22 protein-coding genes and 1 pseudogene are annotated in these 22,646 nt (G+C 45.7%); all 23 read right to left on the reverse strand.

From position 1 onward, the window contains the following. Positions 1-326: 326 nt before the first annotated feature. Positions 327-1,814 (reverse strand): lysine--tRNA ligase, encoded by a 1,488-nt coding sequence (gene lysS, locus AB1L08_RS14660; protein WP_413065440.1) that lies wholly within the window; start codon positions 1,812-1,814, stop codon positions 327-329. A 182-nt stretch (positions 1,815-1,996) separates the two neighbouring features. Beyond that, positions 1,997-2,760, reverse strand: a pseudogene (locus AB1L08_RS14665) (tRNA-dihydrouridine synthase). A gap of 143 nt (positions 2,761-2,903) precedes the next feature. Further along, entirely contained in the window at positions 2,904-3,125 is a 222-nt protein-coding gene (locus AB1L08_RS14670) for a helix-turn-helix domain-containing protein (protein ID WP_413065415.1), read from the reverse strand. Further along, on the reverse strand, positions 3,077-3,604 hold the full coding sequence (folK, locus tag AB1L08_RS14675; protein WP_413065416.1) for a 2-amino-4-hydroxy-6-hydroxymethyldihydropteridine diphosphokinase: 528 nt from the start codon (positions 3,602-3,604) through the stop codon (positions 3,077-3,079). The genes AB1L08_RS14670 and folK overlap by 49 nt, the downstream gene beginning before the upstream one ends. Next, the gene (gene folB, locus AB1L08_RS14680; protein WP_413065417.1) at positions 3,597-3,962 is read right to left on the reverse strand and encodes a dihydroneopterin aldolase; all 366 of its coding nucleotides are present in this window, start codon (positions 3,960-3,962) and stop codon (positions 3,597-3,599) included. Before folB ends, folK begins: the two co-directional genes overlap by 8 nt. Continuing rightward, positions 3,955-4,776 carry a dihydropteroate synthase gene (gene folP, locus AB1L08_RS14685; protein ID WP_413065418.1) on the reverse strand — a complete coding sequence of 274 codons (822 nt, stop codon included), beginning with the start codon at positions 4,774-4,776 and terminating at the stop codon, positions 3,955-3,957. The genes folB and folP overlap by 8 nt, the downstream gene beginning before the upstream one ends. A 115-nt stretch (positions 4,777-4,891) precedes the next feature. After that, positions 4,892-5,821 carry a cysteine synthase A gene (gene cysK / locus AB1L08_RS14690; RefSeq protein WP_413065419.1) on the reverse strand — a complete coding sequence of 310 codons (930 nt, stop codon included), beginning with the start codon at positions 5,819-5,821 and terminating at the stop codon, positions 4,892-4,894. 113 nt (positions 5,822-5,934) lie between these two features. Then, entirely contained in the window at positions 5,935-6,816 is an 882-nt protein-coding gene (gene hslO / locus AB1L08_RS14695) for an Hsp33 family molecular chaperone HslO (protein WP_413065420.1), read from the reverse strand. Between the two features lie 15 nt (positions 6,817-6,831). Continuing rightward, a complete protein-coding gene (locus AB1L08_RS14700; RefSeq protein WP_413065421.1) occupies positions 6,832-7,602 on the reverse strand; it encodes a type III pantothenate kinase in 771 nt (256 codons plus the stop codon). A 178-nt stretch (positions 7,603-7,780) separates the two neighbouring features. Next, on the reverse strand, positions 7,781-9,763 hold the full coding sequence (ftsH, locus tag AB1L08_RS14705; RefSeq protein WP_413065422.1) for an ATP-dependent zinc metalloprotease FtsH: 1,983 nt from the start codon (positions 9,761-9,763) through the stop codon (positions 7,781-7,783). A 96-nt stretch (positions 9,764-9,859) separates the two neighbouring features. After that, positions 9,860-10,411 carry a hypoxanthine phosphoribosyltransferase gene (gene hpt / locus AB1L08_RS14710; protein ID WP_413065423.1) on the reverse strand — a complete coding sequence of 184 codons (552 nt, stop codon included), beginning with the start codon at positions 10,409-10,411 and terminating at the stop codon, positions 9,860-9,862. Then, a complete protein-coding gene (gene tilS, locus AB1L08_RS14715) occupies positions 10,408-11,820 on the reverse strand; it encodes a tRNA lysidine(34) synthetase TilS (protein ID WP_413065424.1) in 1,413 nt (470 codons plus the stop codon). Before tilS ends, hpt begins: the two co-directional genes overlap by 4 nt. Before the next feature lie 89 nt (positions 11,821-11,909). Continuing rightward, complete coding sequence (locus AB1L08_RS14720; RefSeq protein ID WP_413065441.1) at positions 11,910-12,842, reverse strand: protein kinase domain-containing protein; 933 nt, start codon at positions 12,840-12,842, stop codon at positions 11,910-11,912. Next, complete coding sequence (locus AB1L08_RS14725) at positions 12,811-13,551, reverse strand: vWA domain-containing protein (RefSeq protein WP_413065425.1); 741 nt, start codon at positions 13,549-13,551, stop codon at positions 12,811-12,813. Before AB1L08_RS14725 ends, AB1L08_RS14720 begins: the two co-directional genes overlap by 32 nt. Before the next feature lie 74 nt (positions 13,552-13,625). After that, a complete protein-coding gene (spoIIE, locus tag AB1L08_RS14730) occupies positions 13,626-16,115 on the reverse strand; it encodes a stage II sporulation protein E (RefSeq protein ID WP_413065426.1) in 2,490 nt (829 codons plus the stop codon). Positions 16,116-16,509: 394 nt separating this feature from the next. Then, a complete protein-coding gene (locus tag AB1L08_RS14735; RefSeq protein WP_413065427.1) occupies positions 16,510-16,926 on the reverse strand; it encodes a S1 domain-containing RNA-binding protein in 417 nt (138 codons plus the stop codon). A 77-nt stretch (positions 16,927-17,003) separates the two neighbouring features. Continuing rightward, positions 17,004-17,408, reverse strand: a complete 405-nt coding sequence (locus AB1L08_RS14740; RefSeq protein ID WP_413065428.1) for an FtsB family cell division protein — start codon at positions 17,406-17,408, stop codon at positions 17,004-17,006. A gap of 11 nt (positions 17,409-17,419) precedes the next feature. Continuing rightward, the gene (gene yabQ, locus AB1L08_RS14745) at positions 17,420-18,040 is read right to left on the reverse strand and encodes a spore cortex biosynthesis protein YabQ (protein WP_413065429.1); all 621 of its coding nucleotides are present in this window, start codon (positions 18,038-18,040) and stop codon (positions 17,420-17,422) included. Further along, the gene (gene yabP, locus AB1L08_RS14750; RefSeq protein ID WP_413065430.1) at positions 18,037-18,342 is read right to left on the reverse strand and encodes a sporulation protein YabP; all 306 of its coding nucleotides are present in this window, start codon (positions 18,340-18,342) and stop codon (positions 18,037-18,039) included. Before yabP ends, yabQ begins: the two co-directional genes overlap by 4 nt. An 87-nt stretch (positions 18,343-18,429) precedes the next feature. Next, a complete protein-coding gene (locus AB1L08_RS14755) occupies positions 18,430-18,693 on the reverse strand; it encodes an RNA-binding S4 domain-containing protein (protein WP_413065442.1) in 264 nt (87 codons plus the stop codon). Positions 18,694-18,707: 14 nt separating this feature from the next. Beyond that, on the reverse strand, positions 18,708-20,171 hold the full coding sequence (gene yabN / locus AB1L08_RS14760) for a bifunctional methyltransferase/pyrophosphohydrolase YabN (protein WP_413065431.1): 1,464 nt from the start codon (positions 20,169-20,171) through the stop codon (positions 18,708-18,710). Further along, the gene (locus AB1L08_RS14765) at positions 20,168-21,757 is read right to left on the reverse strand and encodes a putative polysaccharide biosynthesis protein (RefSeq protein ID WP_413065432.1); all 1,590 of its coding nucleotides are present in this window, start codon (positions 21,755-21,757) and stop codon (positions 20,168-20,170) included. The genes yabN and AB1L08_RS14765 overlap by 4 nt, the downstream gene beginning before the upstream one ends. A gap of 310 nt (positions 21,758-22,067) precedes the next feature. Beyond that, a complete protein-coding gene (gene spoVT, locus AB1L08_RS14770; RefSeq protein WP_413065433.1) occupies positions 22,068-22,604 on the reverse strand; it encodes a stage V sporulation protein T in 537 nt (178 codons plus the stop codon). Positions 22,605-22,646: the final 42 nt, after the last annotated feature.

Raw genomic sequence — 22,646 nt, forward strand, 5'->3', positions numbered from 1 at the left:
GTTCGTCCTGAGCCAGGATCAAACTCTCATGTAAAAGTTTGCTTAGCTCATATTCAAGCTGACAAATTAATGATTATCGACGTTTCGTTTCGTTCAGTTTTCAAAGAGCAAACTCGGCGTCTCCCTTTTGGGCGACTTTTATATTATATCAATCTGGTAAGATGATGTCAACAACTTTTTTAATTTTTTTCGTCGCCGACCATCTTGTTCAGACAACGATTCTAAATATAACACCTTTTTTTCAGATTGGCAATAGGTTTTTTTAACTTTTTTTGCACAAACATCATATAGGAAAGAACCCTTGCCAACGGCAGGGTTCTCATACATCAATCTTTATGTCTCATTAGCGGGAAGAGCAAGACCTCTCTAATGGAAGGGGAATCTGTTAGCAGCATGACAAGCCTGTCGATGCCGATTCCAAGTCCGCCAGTTGGCGGCATTCCGTATTCAAGCGCTTCTAGGAAGTCCTCATCCATTTCATGTGCTTCATCATTTCCAAGCTCACGTTCCTGAAGCTGCGCTTCAAACCGCTGCCGTTGATCAATCGGGTCGTTCAACTCGGTAAATGCATTGGCATGCTCCCGGCCAACGATAAACAATTCGAAGCGGTCTGTAAACCTCGGATCTTCCTCGTTTTTCTTGGCAAGCGGGGAAATTTCTACCGGATGTCCGTATATAAAAGTCGGCTGGATCAATTTGTCTTCAACCAGCTGCTCGAAAAATTCATTGACGATATGCCCATAAGTCATATGATCTGTAATTTCCACTCCATGCTCTTTTGCAAGCTGGATGGCTTCCTCATCCGTTATTTCACGCCAAAAATCAACGCCGGTATATTCCTTGACCGCATCAACCATATGGAGCCGGCGCCATTTCGGTTCAAGATTCACTTCGTGATCACCATATTTGATGGAGGTTGTCCCTAAAACTTCCTTGGCAATATAAGCAATCATGTTTTCGGTAAGCTCCATAATGTCATGAAAATCGGCATATGCTTCGTACAATTCCATCATCGTGAACTCCGGATTATGCCTAGTGGAAACACCTTCATTGCGGAATACCCGGCCAATTTCATATACTTTTTCCATCCCCCCCACAATAAGACGTTTTAAGTGAAGTTCAATGGCAATCCTTAAGTAAAAAGGCATATCCAGTGCGTTGTGATGCGTTATAAAAGGACGCGCAGCCGCTCCTCCCGCTATGGCATGCAGCATGGGCGTCTCCACTTCCAAGAACCCTTGGCCGTCCAAATAGCGCCGCATGGCCTGTATGATCTTGCTTCTGGTAATAAACGTTTCCTTGCTTTCGGCATTGGTGATTAAATCCAGGTAACGCTGGCGGTACCGCTGCTCGACGTCTTTCAGGCCGTGGAATTTTTCCGGAAGCGGGCGGAGCGCCTTTGTAAGCAAGGTAAATTGCTGTGCTTTAATTGACAACTCGCCAACTTTTGTTTTAAAAACTGTGCCAGTCACCCCTACAATATCACCAAGATCGGCTGATAAAAATAGATCGTACTCCGCTTCTCCTACCGCATCTTTTCTCACATAAATTTGGATTTGACCTGCAAGATCCTGAATATGTGCAAAACCTGCTTTCCCTTTGCCGCGTTTCGTCATGATGCGGCCGGCAATCGTCACGGTTTTGGCAAGCTCGTCCAGTTCTTCCTTTGTTTTTTCCCCGTACAACTCTTTAATTCCGTCAGTAAGCCCGGTGCGTTCAAACCGTTTACCGAACGGATCGATCCCGCTTTCCCGCAAGGCCGCCATTTTATCGCGCCGGACTTGAATTTGGTCATTCAACTCTTCATGGCTCATTTTTTCCACTCCATTCTCCATAATACCCTCATTGTACATAAATTTAATGACGGGAACATCCTCTATTGAAAAAACTGCCAGCAGCTGGCAGTAAAATAAGGTCAATTTTCTATCCCGCTTTTTTCTCTCTGCCTTCCACTTCGTCCACAAGTGTATCAAGCAAGCGGACAAGCTCTTCTCTTTTATTGCATTCGTTTACTGCCATTTCTGATTCTTCCGCTACCGCGGATGCCCTTTAAATACCAAGCGGCATGTTTGCGCATTTCACGCACCGCGATTTTTTCCCCTTTTAATGCAATCAGGCGGCCAAGATGGAGTTTGCATACTTCAATCTTTTCTTTAACCGTTGTTTCCCCCATGAGTTCACCCGTTTCCAAATACATGACGGTCCGGTATATCATCCACGGATTGCCTAAAGCTGCACGGCCAATCATGACGCCGTCCACACCGGTCTCCTCCAACATTCTCTTGGCATCTTGCGGTGTTTTTACATCGCCGTTGCCGATCAAAGGTATGTTAATGGACTTCTTTACTTCCCGTATAATATCCCAATTCGCATCACCTTCATACATTTGAACGCGTGTCCGCCCGTGCATGGACCGGCGCCGCCGGCCCGCTCGACTGCTTGGGCATTTTCCACGGCAAAAATATGCCTGTCATCCCGGCCGATCCGCATTTTTACGGGATCCACGACAGCAGCAACCATATCATAAATTTTGTTCGGATCCAAAAGCCATCTGGCCCCGGCTTCACAGCGTATAATTTTTTTGACAGGGCAGCCCATATTGATGCCGATAATATCCGCATTCGACGAATTTGGCCGCTTCCACAAGCATCTCTTTTTCACCGCCAAAATTTGCAGTGAAAGCGGCTTTTCTCTTTCATCAATATCGAGCATATTCATTGTTTTTTCATTTTTATCCACAATCCCTTTGTCGCTGATCATTTCGGCGCAAACAAGTCCGGCTCCAAATTCTTTCACTGTCAGGCGGAAAGCCGATTGCAAACCCCGGCCATTGGCGCCAGTACGACAGGATTTTTCATTTCAATATTTCCGATCTTTAATAGGATTGCGTCCTCCTTTCTTTATTATTCATTGTCCAATTCATCCGGGGGCTTTAGTTCCTCAACAGATATGTTCAGCAATTCGGAAATTTGGACAAGCATATGATTCGTAGGCAAACGGCTGCCTCTTTCAATTTCTCCCAAAACCGAAACAGAAACACCAATATTTTTCGCAAGGCCTTCCTGCGTGTAGCCTTTTAATTTTCGAAAAGCCCGGATGCGCCTTCCCCATTTATCCGTTTCCATAAGCGAACACCTTCTTTATCAGGTATTTCGTTCAATTGTGTGGCCAAAGAAACATGTTTGTTTGGAAGTGTCAGTTTTCCGTCAATCTCCAACAACGGAATTAGGACAAACGCTCTTTCCGTCATTCGAGGATGAGGGATTTGCAAAACCTCCATTTCAATATTTTCGGTATTATATAATAAAATGTCAAGGTCGATTTTTCTGGGGCCCCATCTGAATTCCCGAACCCGTCCCAGTTTTTCCTCTATGGAAAGACACTTGGATAACAGTTCCTCCGGTGAAAGAGACGTTGCTATTTTTACCGCCATGTTTAAAAACGGTGCTTGGTCTGTATAGCCGACCGGATCGGTTTCATAGATGGAGGAAATTTTTTTAACATGAATGCCTGTTGTCTTTTCTAATTCCTTTACAGCATCCAAAAGCGCTCGTTCCCTGTCGCCGATATTGGAGCCCAATGATAAAAATGCAATGTTATTCATGGCGCCTCCTTGTGATTTCTACAGCGACCGATTCGTAAATCCCCGGTATTGGCGGACCTGGCTTGATGACCTTGATGGTCGTGCTTTGCACCATTCCGAAACTGTCCAGTATCGCACCGGCAATCCGCTCTGCAACGGCTTCGATTAATTGGTATGGTCTGCCTTCCACGATCTCTTTACATAATTCATACACTTCTGCGTAATTTACTGTAGCTTTCAAATCATCCGAGCATCCGGCAGGCTGCAAATCCGCTTCAATCACTGCGCTGACCCGAAACCGCTGTCCAAGTTTGGTTTCCTCCGGAAAAACACCGTGGTATCCGTAAAACTCCATTTCGTTCATGAAGATTTTATCCATTCCACTCTCCCTTTCCGACGAGTGCATCCATCATGGCGGCCATCCGGCTCATCTCTTTTACATCATGGACACGCATGATATGGCACCCTTTCTGAATGCCGTAACAAACCGTAGCGCCCGTTCCTTCCATACGTTCATCGACAGGCAGGTCCAAAACCGTTCCGATCATGCGCTTGCGCGAAGTTCCAAGCAGAACGGGGAAGCCGAGGCCAACAAGCTTGTCCAGGTTTCTCATCATTTCGATGTTTTCACGAAAATCCTTTGCAAACCCGATCCCCGGATCAAGAATAATGTTGTTATCAGGGACTCCCGCTTTTTTGGCAATTGCAATGCTTTCATATATATCCGTTAAAACATCCCTTATGAAATGCTTATAATTCCGGTTATCGCGGTTGTGCATTAATATGATCGGCACGTTGTATTCCGCAGCGACCGTAGCGATTTCCGGGTCCTTTTTGGCTCCCCATATGTCATTGATGATATGGGCGCCCGCCCGAACAGCCTCACGGGCCGTCTCCGCTTTGTATGTGTCAATCGATATGGGAGCAGATATGTGTTTTGCCACTGCCGTGATGACAGGCACTATCCGTCCGATTTCTTCCTTGGCGGAAACCGGTTCATGTCCGGGCCGGGTTGATTCCCCACCAATGTCAATGATATCAGCCCCGTATCTGACCATTTTTTTTGCCTGTTCCACAGCCGATTCCCTATCAGCATAGCGGCCGCCATCCGAGAAAGAATCCGGCGTTACATTTAAAATCCCCATGATGAATGTTTTTTTCGTAAAATCCAACACGTATGGGCCGCATTTCATAGAGTCATCACATCCTCAGCATCAAAGTCTTGTATTAGTTTACCGCTTTATCGGTAAAATGAAAAATAAAAGACAAGCCCGTTTGGACTTGCCTCGTTAATCGCTTCCTGATGGATCATTCATCATCAAATTGGTATAGAGCCGTACTCAAATAGCGCTCCCCATTACTTGGAATGATGGCCAACACTTTCCTGCCTTTTCCAAGCTTTTTCGCCACTGACAAAGCCGCTGAAATAGCTGCTCCCGATGAAATGCCCCCGAGGATTCCTTCCTCTCTCGCCGCTCTCCTTGCATGTTCAAACGCTTCCTCAGTCGTCACTTGAATGACATCATCATATATTTCCGTATTAAGGATAGATGGGACAAAACCGGCGCCGATCCCCTGGATTTTGTGCGGGCCGGGTTTTCCGCCTGATAAAACCGGTGAATCCTTCGGTTCAACAGCGTAAATTTGAATATCAGGGTATTTTTCTTTTAATACTTCTCCGGCTCCCGTAATCGTTCCGCCTGTTCCAATTCCGGAAATGAACGCGTCCAATTGGTCGCCCATTTGCCTGACGATTTCTTTTCCGGTTGTTTCTTTGTGTACCTTCGGGTTTGCTTCATTTTCAAATTGTTGCGGCAAAAAGTAGCCATGTTCTTTTGCCAGTTCGTTCGCTTTTTTTATTGCACCGTTCATGCCTTCCGCTCCCGGTGTCAATACGAGTTCGGCACCGTAAGCACGCAGCAAGTTGCGCCTTTCCAAACTCATCGTATCCGGCATGACGAGAATTGCCTTATACCCTTTGGCGGCCGCCACCATCGCCAAGCCAATACCTGTATTACCGCTTGTCGGTTCAATGAGCGTGTCGCCTTCTTTTAATTTACCCTGTTCTTCGGCGGCCTCAATCATCGCCAAAGCAATCCGGTCTTTCACGCTGCTTCCCGGGTTCATATATTCCAATTTTAAGTAAACTTCTGCGCTGTCTTCGTCAACAATTCGATTGAGCTTGACGATCGGGGTGTTTCCAATCAGTTCCGTAATCGAGTTCGCTATTTGCGCCATTTCTCTCCACCTCTAATTCCGAGTAATTTTATTGGTTTATTAAAACTTATCACGTTGATCTCCCCGTGTCAATCATGACATGCGCCTTTTCACCTATTTTTAAAGAAGTTTTTTTATTTGGTTGCCTCTTTTAAAATTTCTTCCAAATCGGCTTTTGTAAAATGGTATTCTGCGTTACAAAAATGGCATTGCGTATCCGCTTTGCCGTCTTCTTCGATCATATCTTCAATCTCCTCTTGGCCCAGGCTGACAATCGCCCGGGCAAACCGTTCTTTTGAACAAGTGCATCGAAATTCGACCGGCAGTTTTTCCAGGATTTTGACATGTTCTTTGCCGATTAAGCGAAAAAGCAGCTCCTCCGGAGTCAGTCCCTGCTGAATAAGTTTGGAAACAGGAGGCGTTTTTTGCAGCCGCTCCTCAAGTTGCGAGATAATTTCTTCATCAGTACCGGGCATCAGCTGTATAATAAATCCGCCGGCGGCCAAAATGGAATTGTCCGGATTGACAAGAACACCCACTCCAACAGAGGATGGGGTCTGTTCCGATGTGGCAAAATAATACGTAAAATCCTCGCCCAGCTCCCCGGAAACGAGCGGCACCTGGCCGGAAAAATGATCCCGCAGCCCGACATCCTTTACAACCGTCAGTGTCCCCTTTGTTCCGACAGCACGCCGGACATCCAATTTGCCAAGCTCATTTAAATCAAAATGGGTTTGCGGGTTGGACACATAGCCCCTCACATGGCCTTTTGCATCAGCGTCAACGATGATGGCCCCTAACGGGCCGTCGCCTTCAACCTTGATTGTCAGCTTCTCTTCCCCTTTTAACATGGTTCCCATCATAGCCCCGGCGGTCATGGCCCGCCCGAGCGCCGCCGACGCGGTTGGCCAAGTGTGATGGCGGGATTGGGCCTCGTTGACTGTTTCGGTGCTCGCGGCGGCATAGGCCCTTACTTGCCCCTCATAAGCCAAGGCTTTCACGACGTAATCATTCATGAAAAGCCCTCCTTTTCAATCCGATAAGTTTTTTTTATAAATAAGATGTAAACCTTTTAAAGTTAAATCATGGTCAATGACATCAATCATTTTCGTTTCTGAAGCAATTAAATTGGCCAATCCGCCGGTGGCAATGACAGTTGGCCTCTTTTTACTTTTCTCAATAATCCGCTTAACGATACCCTCTACTTGTCCGACAAAACCAAAAAGAATCCCTGCCTGCATCGCTGCAACAGTGTTTTTGCCAATCACTTCATCAACGTGCGTAATCTCGATCCTGGGAAGCTTTGCAGCTTTTGAATACAGGGCTTCAGTCGAAATTCCGATGCCGGGGGCAATCACCCCGCCCGTATATTCAGCTTTTTCATTGATATAGCAAAAGGTCGTGGCTGTCCCAAAATCCACAATCACAAGCGGACTTCCGTATACGTGAATCCCGGCGACGGCATTGACGATGCGGTCCGCCCCGACCTCCCGGGGGTTTTCGTATTTAATGTTCAGGCCAGTTTTAATTCCCGGCCCGACAATCAACGGTCTGACATTAAAATACTTTTCACACATTTTTTCCAGCGTAAACATGAGCGGCGGCACGACGGACGAAATAATAATGCCGTTAATATGTTCAAAGCGAAGGCCGACATGTTCAAATAAAGACTTGATCACCATACCAACCTCGTCTTCTGTTTTATGGCGGCTTGTTTCAATGCGCCAATGATATTTTAAATGGTCATCGTCATAAACACCGAGCACGGTATTCGTATTTCCCACATCCAGGACAAAAATCAATATTCTCACCACTTTTTTGACAGACTTTTTTCTCACACATCATACCATAATTGTGATTTGGATGTAGATTAGGAAGCCAAAAAAATTTTCGGAAAAACTGCTTTTTCGACAGGTTATCCTTGTGCAGGGTCTAATTGCGGATATAGAAAAGACACCGAATCAATCGGTGCCTTTTTCATCAGGATTTATCTTCGCGGGATGGTGGATCATCCGGATTGTCGGGCGGAACGATCGGATCGTCCGGCCGTTGTTCATCGATGGCCAATGGATCTGTTTGATCGTCCTTTGGCTGAATCGTCACTTTCGGTTCATCGCCTTCCTGTTCCTCTGACTGCTTGTTGCGTTCAGGCAATTTGCCGGTGTCGAACAGGCTTCTGATTTGTTCTGCATCAAGTGTTTCCACTTTCAACAGCGTTTGGGCGATTAACTCAAGCTTGTCACGATGCTCGGTAAGAATGGTTTTTGCCCGCTCGTAGCATTCTTTAATGATTCTTTGAATTTCTTTATCAATTTCATAGGCGATTTCATCAGAGTAATTTTGTTCGTTATGCAAATCACGACCAAGGAAAACCTGGCCTTGCGGCTGGCCGAATTGAAGGGGCCCGAGCTTTTCGCTCATCCCAAATTCGGTAACCATCCGGCGGGCAATGCCCGTCGCACGCTGGAAGTCATTATGGGCTCCTGTCGAAACTTCTCCAAAGACAACTTCCTCTGCCACACGGCCACCAAGCAAGCCCGTGATTTTATCCAAAAGCTCGGGCTTTGTCATAAAATAGCGGTCTTCTTTCGGAAGCATGACAGCATATCCGCCAGCTTGGCCCCGCGGTACGATTGTCACCTTATGAACCATATCCGCCTCATCCAGAACAAGGCCGATAACCGTATGGCCGCCTTCGTGATACGCGACAATATTTCGTTCTTTTTCCGAAATCACCCTGCTCTTTTTTGCAGGACCGGCTATAACGCGGTCCGTCGCTTCATCAACGTCTGACATATCTATTTTCTTTTTATTGCGCCGGGCGGCTATAAGTGCCGCTTCATTCAACAGGTTTTCCAAGTCGGCACCTGAAAATCCGGGTGTCCGCATGGCGATAGCTTTTAGGTCAACCGAAGCATCCAATGGCTTATTTCGGGCATGGACTCTCAGTACAGCTTCCCTTCCATTCACATCCGGGCGATCAACTGTAATTTGCCGGTCAAAACGGCCTGGCCGGAGTAAAGCCGGATCGAGAATGTCCGGACGATTCGTCGCGGCAATGATGATAATGCCTTCATTCGCACCGAAACCATCCATTTCTACCAGCAATTGGTTGAGCGTCTGCTCCCGTTCATCATGTCCGCCGCCAAGTCCGGCACCGCGCTGACGTCCAACAGCGTCAATCTCGTCGATAAAAATCATGCAAGGTGCGTTTTTCTTGGCATTTTCAAACAAATCACGTACACGGGAGGCACCGACCCCGACAAACATTTCAACAAAGTCGGATCCGCTGATCGAGAAAAAAGGTACCCCCGCTTCTCCGGCCACTGCCCTTGCAAGGAGCGTTTTACCCGTTCCCGGCGGACCTACAAGCAAAATCCCCTTCGGAATGCGTGCCCCCAGCTCCGAGAACTTGCGGGGGTCTTTCAGGAAATCAACGACCTCCACAAGCTCCTGCTTCTCTTCATCGGCTCCCGCCACGTCCTTAAAGCGGACCTTTTTCTTTTCTTCCGTGTAAAGCCTCGCTTTACTTTTTCCGAAATTCATGACACGGCTTCCTCCGCCTTGTGCTTGATTCAGAAGGAAGAAGAATAAAATAAAGATGATAATAAATGGAATAATCGTCGTAAAGAATGAGACCCAGCCGCTCGTTTCTTTTGCAGGCAATACTTCGACATTGGCTGCTGCCGCATCAATACGATCGAGCATGGCCGGGCTGTTCATTACATACGTCGTGAACTGTTTGCCCTCCTCAGCGCCCTTTAAATGGCCGATGATTTCATAAACGCCTCTTTCAGGCTGGATGGAAAACTTATCTATATCCCCATTTTCTAAGTGATTGACAAATTCGTTATACGATATATTTTTTGTCGTCTCATTGGTATTGTTGAACCAGCTTACAATGCCGATGAGAACGAGAAAGATGAGTAAATAAAAAATCGTATTTCTAAAGATCCGGTTCATCCCTAGCCTCCTCCCGCGGTAAAAAACTATATTCAATAGTATCATAGGCATTTCAGACTTTACAACCACATTGGCTTGCCAAATTTTTTTCCTTATTTATTCTTTAACATTATTGCCATATACCTCTCTTTTCAATACCCCTATATAAGGAAGGTTCCGATACTTTTCAGCATAATCGAGCCCATAGCCGACGACAAACGCATTTGGAACAACGAAACCGACGTAATCTGCTTCAATGTCCGCTTTGCGGCCCGACGGCTTATCCAATAATGTAACAATTTTGATCGAATTTGCCTTTCTGTACCTGAATAGTTCCACAAGATAGCTCAATGTCACGCCACTATCAATAATATCTTCAATAATTAAAATATCCCTGCCTGCAACTGGCGTGTTCAGGTCTTTCAAGATTTTTACTTCCCCGGAGGAAGTGGTCGACCTGCCATAGCTGGACACGTCCATAAAGTCCATTTCCAAATATGTATCCACTCTTTTTAAAAGATCGGCCATAAAGGGCATGGCCCCTTTTAAAACGCCGACGGCCAATGGAAAACGGCCATCATACTCTTTTGTCAGTAGACCGGCAATTTCTTTGATTTTCGCCTCGATTTCCTCTTCGGTAATCAATATTTTCTCAATATCGTTTCTCATTGGCTTTGCTGCCTCCCAGGCTGTTTTGCAATGCATATATAATAGGATTCGTTCTTTTGAGGAGAGAGATCATAGCAAGATTTTTTTACTCCGGGGACCCATAAAATGCGGCCTGCAGCATCCGTGACAATCGGCCATGAGTCCCGTTTTGCCAAGGGGATCTTTTCATCAATAAAAATATCTTTGATTTTCTTGCTTCCATTCATGCCTTTCAATCTCATTCGATCACCGGGAACCCGTGTCCTTACCGTGAGCGGAAGCTGGATGGAAGCCGGATCCAGAATGATAAAGTCATCCTTTTCCTGAATGGGCTGATTGCCGGCTTTATCCAGGTGAATGGTGAATTGGTTCGGGATGGCAACCTTGTCCCCGACATGAAGATGACCGTAATATTCCAACGGCCTTTCCTCATCGCCAAACCGAAACCGGCATGTTTCGTAAGACCGGATCACATGCAATCCGAGGGGGAGATTCAGCTTTCCGGATGGATGAACCCCTTTGATTAATTGATCTATTGAAGACAAATGGCGGGTTGTAATCAGGCCGATATTTTTCTTGTAAAGATAGCTTAATATTAGATGAATACCCCTTCTTTGTAAAGGCAAAGGCATTTTTAAAAAAGCAGGAATACTGACCCGAATTTCATCCTTTTCTTTTTCGATCAGTTTTTCTGTTTCCCGCTTTGCCATCTCCTCCAAAAACGCTTCATCTTGAAGAATGTCCTCGCTAAAGCGCTGGAAATGTTCATGCACTTGTTCGTTTTCCTTCTTCAAAACAGGAAGGATCTCCAGCCGAAAACGGTTTCTTGTATAATCGCGGTGTTCATTGCTCGGATCCCTCCGCGGTTTTAACTGATAAAAGGCACAATACTCTTCGATCTGTTCTTTTGTTACACCAAGGAGAGGGCGAATAAGTGTCCCTATTGAAAAAGATCTGGCAGTCTGAATCCCCGCACGTGCTTTTCCGCTGCTTCCGCGCGTCAACCGCATCAAAATCGTTTCCATTTGATCATCCGCATGCTGCCCCACAGCCAGCTTCGTTGCATTCATTTGTTTCATGACATCTGCAAAAAAAAGGTAACGGTATTCCCTTGCCGTCTCCTGCACACCTTTTTTGTCTTGTTTCATCTTTTGTTTAATATCGATGGAGGCGGAAAAAAAAGGAATATTGTTCTGTTCACAATATGAGCGGACATACTCCAGATCCATTTTGGACTGTTTGCCGCGAAGCATATGGTCCACATGGGCGGCTGCCAGTTCAATGTCGAACTTGTTCATTCTTTTTGCCAAAAAATCGAGCAGCGCCATCGAATCGGGACCGCCCGAAACAGCGGCACAAACCTTGTCGCCGCGTATTAACAATCCGTGCTTTTCAATAAAGGCGAGCGTTTTTTTCTCAAATTCCAACATATAAACCTATTCCCTTATCCATATTCAAAAAAATAGTTCCTCATCAATTAGTTTAACATTTTTAGCTAAAATTGGGTAAGAAACATCCTCTATAATAAAAATAAATATATGTACAATCCGTAGAGAAAAGAAGTGACAAAAATAACCGCTGCCGTTTCCGCAAGAGAGCCCCGTTTTTTTCTGCGTTTTTGTTTGGCGTTGCTGCTTTTTATGGCGGTCCGGCTCATTTTGGCCAACATTTCTTTCCTCATTTGTTCGGCTGTCACATATTGTCCCGTTAATGCTTTTTCCAATATGTCCCGATAGTGGAACAACTCCGGCACTTCTTGAATTTTTGCTTTCAATTGGCTTAAACCGTCGCCATTTTTCGGGAAACGGTTTGGATAAAATAAGTTAATCATCACCATGGCGGCTGCAAAAATATCATAGGACGGCTCTGCTTTTCTTGAACCGAGACCCCAATAGCCCCTGTCAAAAAACTCGGTGAATTCTTTTACAGCCCGGCCTTGCTTTGTCGTGCCTCCAACATCGATACAGCGGATTCTTGAAGGGTTGGCGGCTACGATTAAATTTTCGGGCTTTAAGTCACAAAAAATCCATCCAAGCCGGTGCATTTCCCCTAAATGATGCAGCAGTTGGATGATCATGACGCCTGACCAGGAACTGCCCTTTTCCCGTATAAAAGAAAGCAAATTAGGGCCGTGAATGTATTCCATCACGTAAAAAGGAATGGTTTGACCACGTCCCCGATCCCAATCATCGACATCCAACAGAGAAGGCCCAAGGACGGAGCCTTGGACCTTTTCAAATGCTTTTAACACATTGACCTCGGATATGATCGACATGCTGTCACCGCTCATTTTTAATGCCGTATAGCCTTGTTTTCCTTCAGCGAGATAAACGATTCCGTTGGCACCGCTCCCAAGTTTCTTTTTAATGACATATTGATTGTGATGCCACTTTCCGGCAACGGTCGTACCGGAGCGTACATTACATAGATTCGTCCAGGATTTGTTCGTCATCATCTCCGGCGAACAGCCCCCTTAAAGATCGTTTTTTCTTGAACATGCCGATCGCTTCCCGGATGGCAGGTCCTGTAGGTGTAATGCCGCCTGCTGTTAATTTGGGAAATACACCCGTCAGCGCATCCAGCTTTGGTGTCCAATCCACCAATTGATCTGCATCAGCCCGTTTCCCGGGAAATATATAGACAGAAAATTGATTATTTCCTGTACGGGCATTCAAGCTTAATGACAGATCAAGCAGCGCTTCCTTCACGGTTGGCAATTTGAACTTCATGCTTGCACTTGTGTCGATCAGGACGGCGACTTGCAGTTCCGCTGTTTCGCCAAGCTCGTCGACCACATCCATCACTTCCCCCCTTTGCTCTGGGGGGAGCTCTTCCAGGGAAGCATCTTTGCTCAGTATTTGGCGCAATTCCCGATTGACAACCCCCTGTAATGTTTGTGTCATCGCTTTTCGCGTTACCATTTGAACTGTTTCCGACAGGTTTTCCGAATACACGATTTGGCTGATGCCGCCTCCGGCTCTGGCAATGCCTTCAATTTCCATGCTCCCTTTTTCATCGATCGAATCATTTTCAAGCACACCGATGACATTGACCGTAATCCCATGCTCCTGGGCCAGGGCAGCCATGGCGACCGGATCCTCGCCTTTATTGGAACATCCATCCGTGATTAGCAGCATTTGTTTTAAAGTGCCTGTTTTCACAATGATTCCCTCCACTTCCGTTTCTTGATACGTGATAACTTCTATCAGCCTCGCCGGAAATGGGAGTTTTTATACTAGCCGGCACCGGAAACCTTCCTTGTTGTTTTCCTGATCGGGATGGCTGCCCATTTTGGCGTATTATGCTTTATTTTTGCAGTGATAATCGTCATATCATCCGGGATGGCACCGGAACGGGTCCTGATCACCTCTTCCATAATGAGATCTGCAATCGCTTGCGGATCATCTGTTTCCATTTCTCTTAATTTCCTTTTCATCCATAATTCATAATTTTCGATATGTCGAGGCCCTTCAAAAACGCCATCACTCATCATGACGAGCAAATCGCCCGGTTTTAGCTGTTCACTTACAATATCCACATCAAAGTCGTCCAAAATGCCAATCGGCAAGTTCCCTGCCTCAATTTTTTTAATTTTATTCCCCCTTTTAATAAAACTCGGAGCGGATCCCACTTTAATAAACTTTGCCTCTATCGTCTGCAAATCAATCATGGCCAAATCAAGGGTGGAAAACATTTCGTCATCCGTTCTTAAAGAAAGGACGGAGTTGATCGATTTGATCGCCACTTTTTCCTCGATTCCCGACTGCAATATTTTTTGAAGTAATTTCAATGTTTCATTGCTTTCCTGGTGAGCTCTCTCCCCATTTCCCATTCCGTCGCTGATGGCGAGGGCAAATTTCCCCGCACCAAGCTCAATCGTTGAGTAGCTGTCTCCTGACAAAAATCCGCCTCCCTTCGCCGCATGGGCTACTCCGGTTTCAACCGCATAGGCTTTTGCCGAACGGAGCGTTATATAATGAAAACCTTGCGGGATTTCGGCCGGCTCCCCATGTTTCACAATAATCGTTTCGTTAAAAATATCCGACAAAAGCGGGGCAATGATTTTTTCCGCCTCCCCATTTCCATACCAGCCAGGAATCATGAGATCAATATCAATCCCACCCGGTTCCAGGCTATATATTTCGACTTGTTCAATATCGATCCCGAAATCTTGAAGCGATTCCAGGAGAAGCTCCTCCTGCTGATGGTGGTTGTTTTGCTCGCGTTTCATCTCTTTCGCAAAATCAACCATCACCTCGGAAACACCCAACAGCTGTTCGGCCACAAGTTTCCGGCTTTCCTGCACCTGCTTTTTCAGCCTCTTGTTTGCCTGATAAAATACCAATTCCTGATGAATGACATCCCGGACTTTTCCTGCCTTGCTGCAATGCTTTTCCAGTGGCAGATACACTTTAGCGGGGATAAAGCCGGACTTTTCGTCCATTTCATGCATAACTTGTTTCATTAATTCATATGTTTTATCAAACTGTGCTCCCCAGCAAAGGGATTTTTTATGACACGTTTGGCATGTCTTTTCTGTAACCTTACTTAAAAACAAGTCATACTCCTGCTGTTCCTTTTCCGGATCCATCCATTTCTCGGGTTGGGAAAAACTGGTGGACAGCGCTTTGAAAACCGAGGAAAATTGTTCCACCCTGCGAACGGTGATATCTCTTACCTTTCGGGCATATTGTTGTTGATCGTGCGCATGTTCCGTCGTACCGGGAATATGGCGCGCCAATCGTTCCGTTAAGGTTAAAGGGGTTAAAAATAAGAGCAATACAGCGATGCACGACTCATACATTGCGGTACTTAATGAACCTCCCTGGTTCCCGTACATTCCCATAAGCAATGTGGCAATAAGAAGGCCGATCGCGGTTCCCGCCCGTTTCCCTTCCTTTAAAAGGCCGCCGAGCAAACCGGCAAAAGCAAGCAAGCTCATTTGATAAAAGCTGGACATGTCCGCCAGGCTGAAAATCAACCCTGTTACAACACCCACGGTCGATCCTACCGCTGCCCCGGCGGTAAAGGCAAAAACGACGACAAGGTAACGCGACATAATATGTTCAATCGACAGGTCATAAATCGTCCAGCCAATCGTTCCAGTCATGACAGAAGCAAGCATAATGATCAGGCTGATCACTTCTTCCGTTTTTAAAGCCTTCGTCTTTTTGAGCGTTGTTAAAAATGGAAGGCCCTGCATGAAAATAAAAACGAGCACAAAGGCTAATCCTGCTTCCACACAAGCCATCATGAGATCGTAATTTTCCACGATTTTCCCGTTCTGTACATATGTAAACGAACATTTTACCAGGAAGGAAATAAAGAACACATAATAAGGAATAACCTTTATTGGCACTTCGTGGATTTTTTCCATTATCCTGAACGACATTAAAAATAAAATGCTCGCTGTAAAAATAAAGATCACATTGCTGATGGATATCGTCAGAGCTCCGGCCATCAATCCCAACAGGACAAGCGGTGATTTTCGCCTTCTTAGCATATATGCACAGGCGAAAAATGGGAGAGCAAACGGGCTGAGCTGCGAAAAAATCAGGGCTCGTCCAAGCAAAAACCCGACAAGCACCATAGCAATCCCTTTATCCAAAAAAACGCACTCCAACTTTTTCCGAACATTTCTTAGACCCTTAAAAAGATAAAAGTCCGTTTTCTCCAATTCCATATTTCCAACGATTCCGATCAGCGTGTGGTCTCCCTTACCCATTTTCATCTCCTCCGTTTCCAAATATTGATGCCCATTATAAAGTGGGGAGATTTAAAAGTTTGTCATTTTTATGGGCAACAAAGACAGAATCGTTCGACTCTTTCAGATACAAATAGATGTCGTACTAAAAGTGCCCTTCGGTCTGCTTGCAGCAGGGGATTGCGGCTGGTTTTCCCATCAAATTCCAATAAGACGGTTACTTGTTCCGCCAAAATATGTTGTACCTTTGCTGATAAAGAACACGAAGGAGGACAACCTTTGCCGAGTGGGATAAAGCGGAGTCGAAATGAGTTGGGAAGGGAAAATTCAGGCTTATTTGAACAATAAAAAAACGGGAGGATCAAAAAGATTCTCCCGTTTTAAACGTACCTGCTATATAAAAAGTGACAGCAAGTTAGCCCCGCCTTGAGCCGCGGCCGCCCCGCTTTGACTCAGTATGGCGTTTTAACGATGATAAACGATCTTCACTTTCTTTCAAGAAGCGGTTCATTTTTTGTTCAAAGCTTTCTTTGGAACGAAAATCGTTCGTCCTGCCTTGACGTGGACGCTGACCGGAGTGAGATTGTGACTGGGGCTGGTCCTTCGCTTTGCGGATAGACAGTCCAATCTTACCATCCTTCTCAACATTTAAGACCTTGACAAGTACTTCATCACCGACTTTTAAGTGCTCATTAATGTCCTTCACATAATTATCGGCTACTTCACTTATATGGACAAGTCCTGTTGAGCCTTCGGGCAACTCCACAAAAGCCCCAAAATGAGTAATGCCTGTTACCTTACCTCGTAACTTGCTGCCTACTTCGATCGACATAAAAAAATTTTTCCTCCTTAAAGTGTATAAAAAAAATAAAGCTTACTTTATATTATAGCTAACTGCAAAAAAAAGTGTCAATATGAGCTCTTTTTCTCCTTTTCTTTCTTTTCGGAATTCGGAATATTAAAGATGATTTCACCTTTGTCGGAAAGAAAGTACTCGCTTCTGGCGAGCTTGGCAATATATTCGTCATCATTCAATTTGACAATTTCATTTTCAAGCATGAGCTGCTCTTTTTCCAGCTTGGCCAATTTTTCTTCCATTTGTACCTTTTCCATTTTTTTTGCCTTTAAACTGGCTTCCCGTGATACCAGCGTAGAAATCAATAAGGCGCTGACTGCGATGGCCGTGACAAAGAATGCGGTAAGACGCCGAAACGTTAGCTTTTTTCTTCTGGCTGCCGCACGGACCGCAACCTCCTGTTGTTTTGTATAACTGTTTTCAAGAGAAGTAATACCCTGCCTTTGCTTGATCCCCATCCTGTCGCCTCCTATCTCTTTCTACCGAAAAATTGCATGACTTTACTCATTTTATTCTTCGCGTTTTTATAAAACCCTTCCAGAGAGTTTCCCATTTTCACGACAAACTTTTGCACTTTTTTTGGAATAATGGTTTTTGCAATCCATAATATTGGCCAAAAGACAATCATTACCAACCATTTTAACACTTTCCAGACGATTTTTACAAGCGCCAATCCAACAGTAAATAGATAGATCATGATCGATTTGATCAGTAAAAACAGTCCCATGACCGGTTGATAGATGAGGAGATGGATGAGTTTTTTTATGATTTTAATGGTTTCTTTGACAATGCGAATGATCCATTCCAACAAACGGACATACCCTTGCCTGAACAAAGCCTGGTAAGCGGAAAACCCGAGCAAAAGGGCGAGGAATAAGTAAAACCTCAGTTCTCCGGAATTAACCAAAAAAAGGACGTAAAAAATAAGGACACCTTGAATGAACCAAAAGAGCAGATCGTTGATAAACACGATCCATCGTTTGCGGTTTCCGCGTTTTAAAAAGCGCTGATACGTATCAAGCATAGCTCCAAATAAGCTTCCCATGGCAATCATGGCAAGCAATGTTTGGAATTGGACGGATAAACTCATTTGAATAACTTGCCAAAGAACCCTTTAGCTTTTCCTCCGTCATGATCATCAAGATATACGATGTCATAAACTTTGCCCTTAATGGATACGATTCCTTTCCCAACATCAAGATTTTTCATTTGCAGGTTTTGGCCCCGAATGGCCAGAAATCCCATGACGGTTTCCAGCAAAAACTCCTCATTGTCAAAGCTTTCGACTTGTTTGACACCCGTTATATCAATCAATCTGCGGCCGCGCATAATCAAATCATGATCTGGTGCCTGCTTCGTTCCGGTTTGCGTTGATTCATAATATTGGCTCATCTATAATCCCCTCTTTTTCATGCCGTTTATGATAAATGTATGTATCGGAGGGACGAAATAGAACAAGCCTTCCTGCTGCTTTTCAGGTTACGAATCTTCCAGCCGCTCTTCTTTTATCAATGTATACATGCCGGCGGCATCTTCTTTTTTCGTCGAATCCTTCAACTCTTCCACTTTGACGGTTACAAGCTTTTGGCCGAAACGAATGATAAGCTTATCACCCGCCTTTACGCTTGAGCTTGCTTTTGCCTGCTGGCCATTGATGTGGATCCGTCCTTTATCGGCCATTTCTTTCGCCAGCGGCCGCCTTTTTATGAGTCGGGAAACTTTAAGAAATTTATCCAGACGCATCTCTGTCATATCGTTCACCTGCCTTGTTTTTTTGCTTCATTCCAAAAGCGGTCAAACTGTTCGAGTGTAAAATCATCATATGGGCGCCCGCTCTCTTTTACTTTGGACTCTACATAGGAAAACCGGCGGTAAAACTTTTCGTTGGCGTACTGGAGTGCTTCTTCCGGATGGATGCCGGCCAGCCTTGCCGCATTGACAACCGCAAAAAGCACATCTCCCATTTCATCAAGCTGGGCGTCTTTGTTTTCTTTCGCCAACTCTTCCTCAAATTCCTGCAACTCTTCCTTTACTTTTTTTAATGCATCTTCGGCGAATTCCCAGTCAAAACCGGCTTTTGCCGCCAGTTTTTGATATTTATAAGCGCGAAGCAAAGCAGGAAATCCCTTTTCCGTTTTATCGAGCAAGGAAGACGCTTCATCCCGGCCGTTTTTTTCGGCAGCTTTTATATCGTCCCAGTTGGCGACAACATCTTCCGCCGTTTCTGCGTGGACATTTCCGAACACATGGGGATGGCGGCGGATCATTTTTTTGCAAATACTTTCAATGACATCCTCGATGGAAAACATTCCGTCATCTTCACCTATTTGGGCATGCAGCATCACTTGGAGCAGCACGTCGCCCAGTTCTTCGATCATGTCATCGATATCATCGCGGTCGATGGCATCGAGCAGTTCATAAGCTTCTTCAATCAAATATTTTTTTAGAGACCGGTTTGTCTGCTTTTTGTCCCAAGGACAGCCGTTTGGTCCCCGGAGCTCGGCAATAATCTCCCTTAAAGAAGAGAATTCTTTGAATGTTTCTTCCCGTGATGTGATCGGAGGAACATAAAGACTCGTCAAGTTGTCAAGGGCTGCCTCCCTGTCCAATTCAAAAAGGGGAATCTTTTTGATCTTTTCCCGGCTGCCGCCGGCCGCCGTGACCATCGTCACTTCATGATCATCAGGATATTTTTCCATCAGCGTCAATTTAACGTCGGAAGCAACGAACGAATCGTACACCTGGGCGATGATGACATGGTGGCTGATTTGAATCTCATCCCGGCGAAGCATCGTCGCATCAAGCAATTGGAACCCTTCCACCGGGTCGATTTGAACAGCGGAAAAAAGGCTGTCCAAAAAGCTTTGCCCGCCTCCGGTCGTTATTTGAATCCCCTGCTGCGGACCGCTCTGAAGCAGCATTTGAACGGTCTGTTCGGCCACAAGCGGATGCCCCGGCACGGCGTACACAAGGCCTTCTTTCCGGGCTTCCCCCAGCAGCTTTTCCGTGATTTGCGCATATACCGCCTCAAACGTGTCATGTTTTTCATATATATCATCAAAAGCTTGAAAAACAATCCCTTCCGCTTCCAATTCGGCAACAACGGGATGTTCCTTCGTTCTCGCGAAAAGCCGGTCCGTTTCTTTCAGCTTTTTGTATACGCCAAGCGGGAGCTGGTCAAGCCCGCCCGCCCCCAATCCAATGATCAGTATTTCGCTCATTTCCTTCTCCTTCTTTCTGCTTTGCCCCAAATCTTCATATAGAGCGGAACATGTTTTAATTCCTCACGGTCAAACAGGTTGCAGTACACCAAAACCGCCATATAGGCCAGTCCCCCGATGGCCACTCCGGCAAGTGCCGATACAGCGCTCCAAAATCTCCCTTCAAGCCCCGCAAAATGAAAAAGAAACAACCATGCCTGGAGCACAGCGGTCATGGCGGTGCAGGCAATCAGCAATCGGGGCAGCGCTCTTAACAAGACCGCATGTACGGAAATCCGTTTTTTCAACTCTTTTAACAGCAAAAAGAATATGAAGCCAATCCCCACATTGGTCGCCACAGCAGCGCCAAGTGTTCCATATTGTGATACAAGCCCCATGTTTAATGCATATTTGCACGCAATCCCGACGAATAAATATTTTGCCGGGATGAGCGCCGCTCCCATGCCTTGAAAAATTCCCGAAAAAGTAATGACCATGGAAGCAAGGAAAATGGAGGCGGCAAGAAAAGCAAGTTCCAGTGATCCATCCTGATTTTTAAAAAGCATCGTGTTGGTCGGCACTATAATGTTCATCAACCCGATTGCCGCTCCGGCTCCTGCCACCGCACTCAGCTTTACGGCTGAATCTGTCTTGTGTTGGAGAAGTTCCCTATTTCCTTGTGACCAGGCGGCGGTCATGGCGGGAACAAGCGCTAACGATATCGACCCAGCGACAGTCGTTCCAAGTTGTATAAGCGGCTGGCCGCGGTCAAAAATGCCTTTTAACACTTTTGCATCTCCGCTCTCTAGACCGGAATGGACCAAAAGTGAAAAAACAGTCAACGAATCAACGAGTTGAAATAAAATGAGCAAAAGCCCGCTAAAGCAAATCGCCGTACCGTGCACAAGCACCCATTTTCCCGCCGCAACAAGATCGTGAAAGGAAAGGCTGCTTGCACCCATGTAGATTTTTTTGTTTCTGCCTGCAAATACAGCGAGCAATACAGTGCCTGCGACACTTCCGGCAACAGCGCCGGCCCATGCACCGCGGCCAACTTCATAAAGGGAATGCCCCTTTTTTACCAGAAGAAAGGATAGGAGTAAAATGGCCCCAATCCGGATAACTTGCTCTGTCACTTGGCTTAAAGCCGTCGGCAGCATATTGCCATTTCCCTGGAATACTCCCCGCCACACAGACAGAAAGGGAAGCAGGAGAAAGGGAAAAGCGATTACCCTGATAACCGGTCCAAGAAAAGGATCGCCCATCCGGCGGGCAATGAAGTCTCCTCCGAAGAAAAAAAATGAGAACAAGCCGAGCCCCACAAACAGCAAAACGATGAATGCAGCTTGAAGTTTACTTTTGACACTCTTTTCATTTTGATGATCTTTCGCAGCTACTACCCTTGAGATAACGACCGGAAAACCGGTGGAAGCAAGCACATAAGCAATGCCGTAAAACGGATATACTTGCTGATAAATATAAAAACCCGTGTCACCCACGATATTTTGAAAAGGTACGCGGTACACGGCACTCAAAACTTTAATAAACAGCGCGGCCGCCGCCAGTATAAAAGCGCCTTTCATAAATGATTTCGTTTCTTCCGGCATCTCCTTCGCCTTTCTACAAAAATCTCCGTTTATTATAACATAAAGAAAAGCGCAAGCGCCTTGCTCGGCACGGGCAAATAAGGCGAAACGCGCAGGAGGCAGTGTTTGGACTTATGACCTCGAGGGGCCAGGCGCTGGCGCCTTAGGCCGCCACGTCTTGTGGCGCCGGCGGCAATAGGACGTCCTGTCCGTCGGAGCCAGACAACAGATGCCTTTGTTCAACATGTTAAATCTAAAATAACTTATAGCTTGTTACCCATAAGGAAAGGGCTTGGCATTCGCCAAGCCCGATACATCCAAATAAATAAAATCACGATTCCATTTGCCGGGCCAAAAAGCTGGCCGCCGTTTCGGCTGATTTTTGTTCAATTTCCCCAATCACTTTGTCTTTTGAAAAAATGACGACAGCACCAATCGGGTCGCCGCCCGCTATAATAGGGGCGATCGTATAAGAGGCAAGCTCTTCTTCATAGCCCTCGACAAATGAAATGGGGCCCGGATTCGTTTCCAGTTTGGCCGAGCGGTTTGCCATGGCCTCTTCAATCATATCACTATTATTTTTATTCATATATTCTTTTTTCGGCCCGCCGGCGACAGCAATGACTGCATCCCTGTCACAAATGAGGACGGGGCTTCCCAGGCTGTCAAATAAAGCTTCCCCGTATTCTTTTGCAAAATCGCCCAATTCGTTAATCGGTGAATATTTTTTTAAAATCACTTCACCTTCGCGATCCACAAATATTTCCAGGGGATCACCTTCCCTGATACGCAGTGTTCTGCGTATTTCTTTCGGTATGACTACTCTTCCCAAATCATCAATACGACGAACAATACCTGTTGCCTTCATCATGGTTGCCTCTCTTTCATCAGATGATTTTCCGGAATCACT

The organism is Siminovitchia jepli (assembly GCF_047228825.1).
Taxonomy (GTDB): domain Bacteria; phylum Bacillota; class Bacilli; order Bacillales; family Bacillaceae_C; genus Siminovitchia.

Coding starts and splice junctions, on each gene's coding strand:
- AB1L08_RS14740 (WP_413065428.1), bottom strand. CDS start 17,408: ATGGGGATCAAGCAAAGGCAGGGTATTACTTCTCTTGAAAACAGTTAT.
- lysS (WP_413065440.1), bottom strand. CDS start 1,814: ATGAGCCATGAAGAGTTGAATGACCAAATTCAAGTCCGGCGCGATAAA.
- yabP (WP_413065430.1), bottom strand. CDS start 18,342: ATGAGCCAATATTATGAATCAACGCAAACCGGAACGAAGCAGGCACCA.
- AB1L08_RS14755 (WP_413065442.1), bottom strand. CDS start 18,693: ATGCGTCTGGATAAATTTCTTAAAGTTTCCCGACTCATAAAAAGGCGG.
- AB1L08_RS14735 (WP_413065427.1), bottom strand. CDS start 16,926: ATGTCGATCGAAGTAGGCAGCAAGTTACGAGGTAAGGTAACAGGCATT.
- tilS (WP_413065424.1), bottom strand. CDS start 11,820: ATGTTGGAATTTGAGAAAAAAACGCTCGCCTTTATTGAAAAGCACGGA.
- spoVT (WP_413065433.1), bottom strand. CDS start 22,604: ATGAAGGCAACAGGTATTGTTCGTCGTATTGATGATTTGGGAAGAGTA.
- folP (WP_413065418.1), bottom strand. CDS start 4,776: ATGAAATGCGGCCCATACGTGTTGGATTTTACGAAAAAAACATTCATC.
- AB1L08_RS14670 (WP_413065415.1), bottom strand. CDS start 3,125: ATGGAAACGGATAAATGGGGAAGGCGCATCCGGGCTTTTCGAAAATTA.
- yabN (WP_413065431.1), bottom strand. CDS start 20,171: ATGAGCGAAATACTGATCATTGGATTGGGGGCGGGCGGGCTTGACCAG.
- hpt (WP_413065423.1), bottom strand. CDS start 10,411: ATGAGAAACGATATTGAGAAAATATTGATTACCGAAGAGGAAATCGAG.
- spoIIE (WP_413065426.1), bottom strand. CDS start 16,115: ATGGGTAAGGGAGACCACACGCTGATCGGAATCGTTGGAAATATGGAA.
- folB (WP_413065417.1), bottom strand. CDS start 3,962: ATGGATAAAATCTTCATGAACGAAATGGAGTTTTACGGATACCACGGT.
- cysK (WP_413065419.1), bottom strand. CDS start 5,821: ATGGCGCAAATAGCGAACTCGATTACGGAACTGATTGGAAACACCCCG.
- AB1L08_RS14765 (WP_413065432.1), bottom strand. CDS start 21,757: ATGCCGGAAGAAACGAAATCATTTATGAAAGGCGCTTTTATACTGGCG.
- yabQ (WP_413065429.1), bottom strand. CDS start 18,040: ATGAGTTTATCCGTCCAATTCCAAACATTGCTTGCCATGATTGCCATG.
- folK (WP_413065416.1), bottom strand. CDS start 3,604: ATGAATAACATTGCATTTTTATCATTGGGCTCCAATATCGGCGACAGG.
- ftsH (WP_413065422.1), bottom strand. CDS start 9,763: ATGAACCGGATCTTTAGAAATACGATTTTTTATTTACTCATCTTTCTC.
- hslO (WP_413065420.1), bottom strand. CDS start 6,816: ATGAATGATTACGTCGTGAAAGCCTTGGCTTATGAGGGGCAAGTAAGG.
- AB1L08_RS14720 (WP_413065441.1), bottom strand. CDS start 12,842: ATGACGAACAAATCCTGGACGAATCTATGTAATGTACGCTCCGGTACG.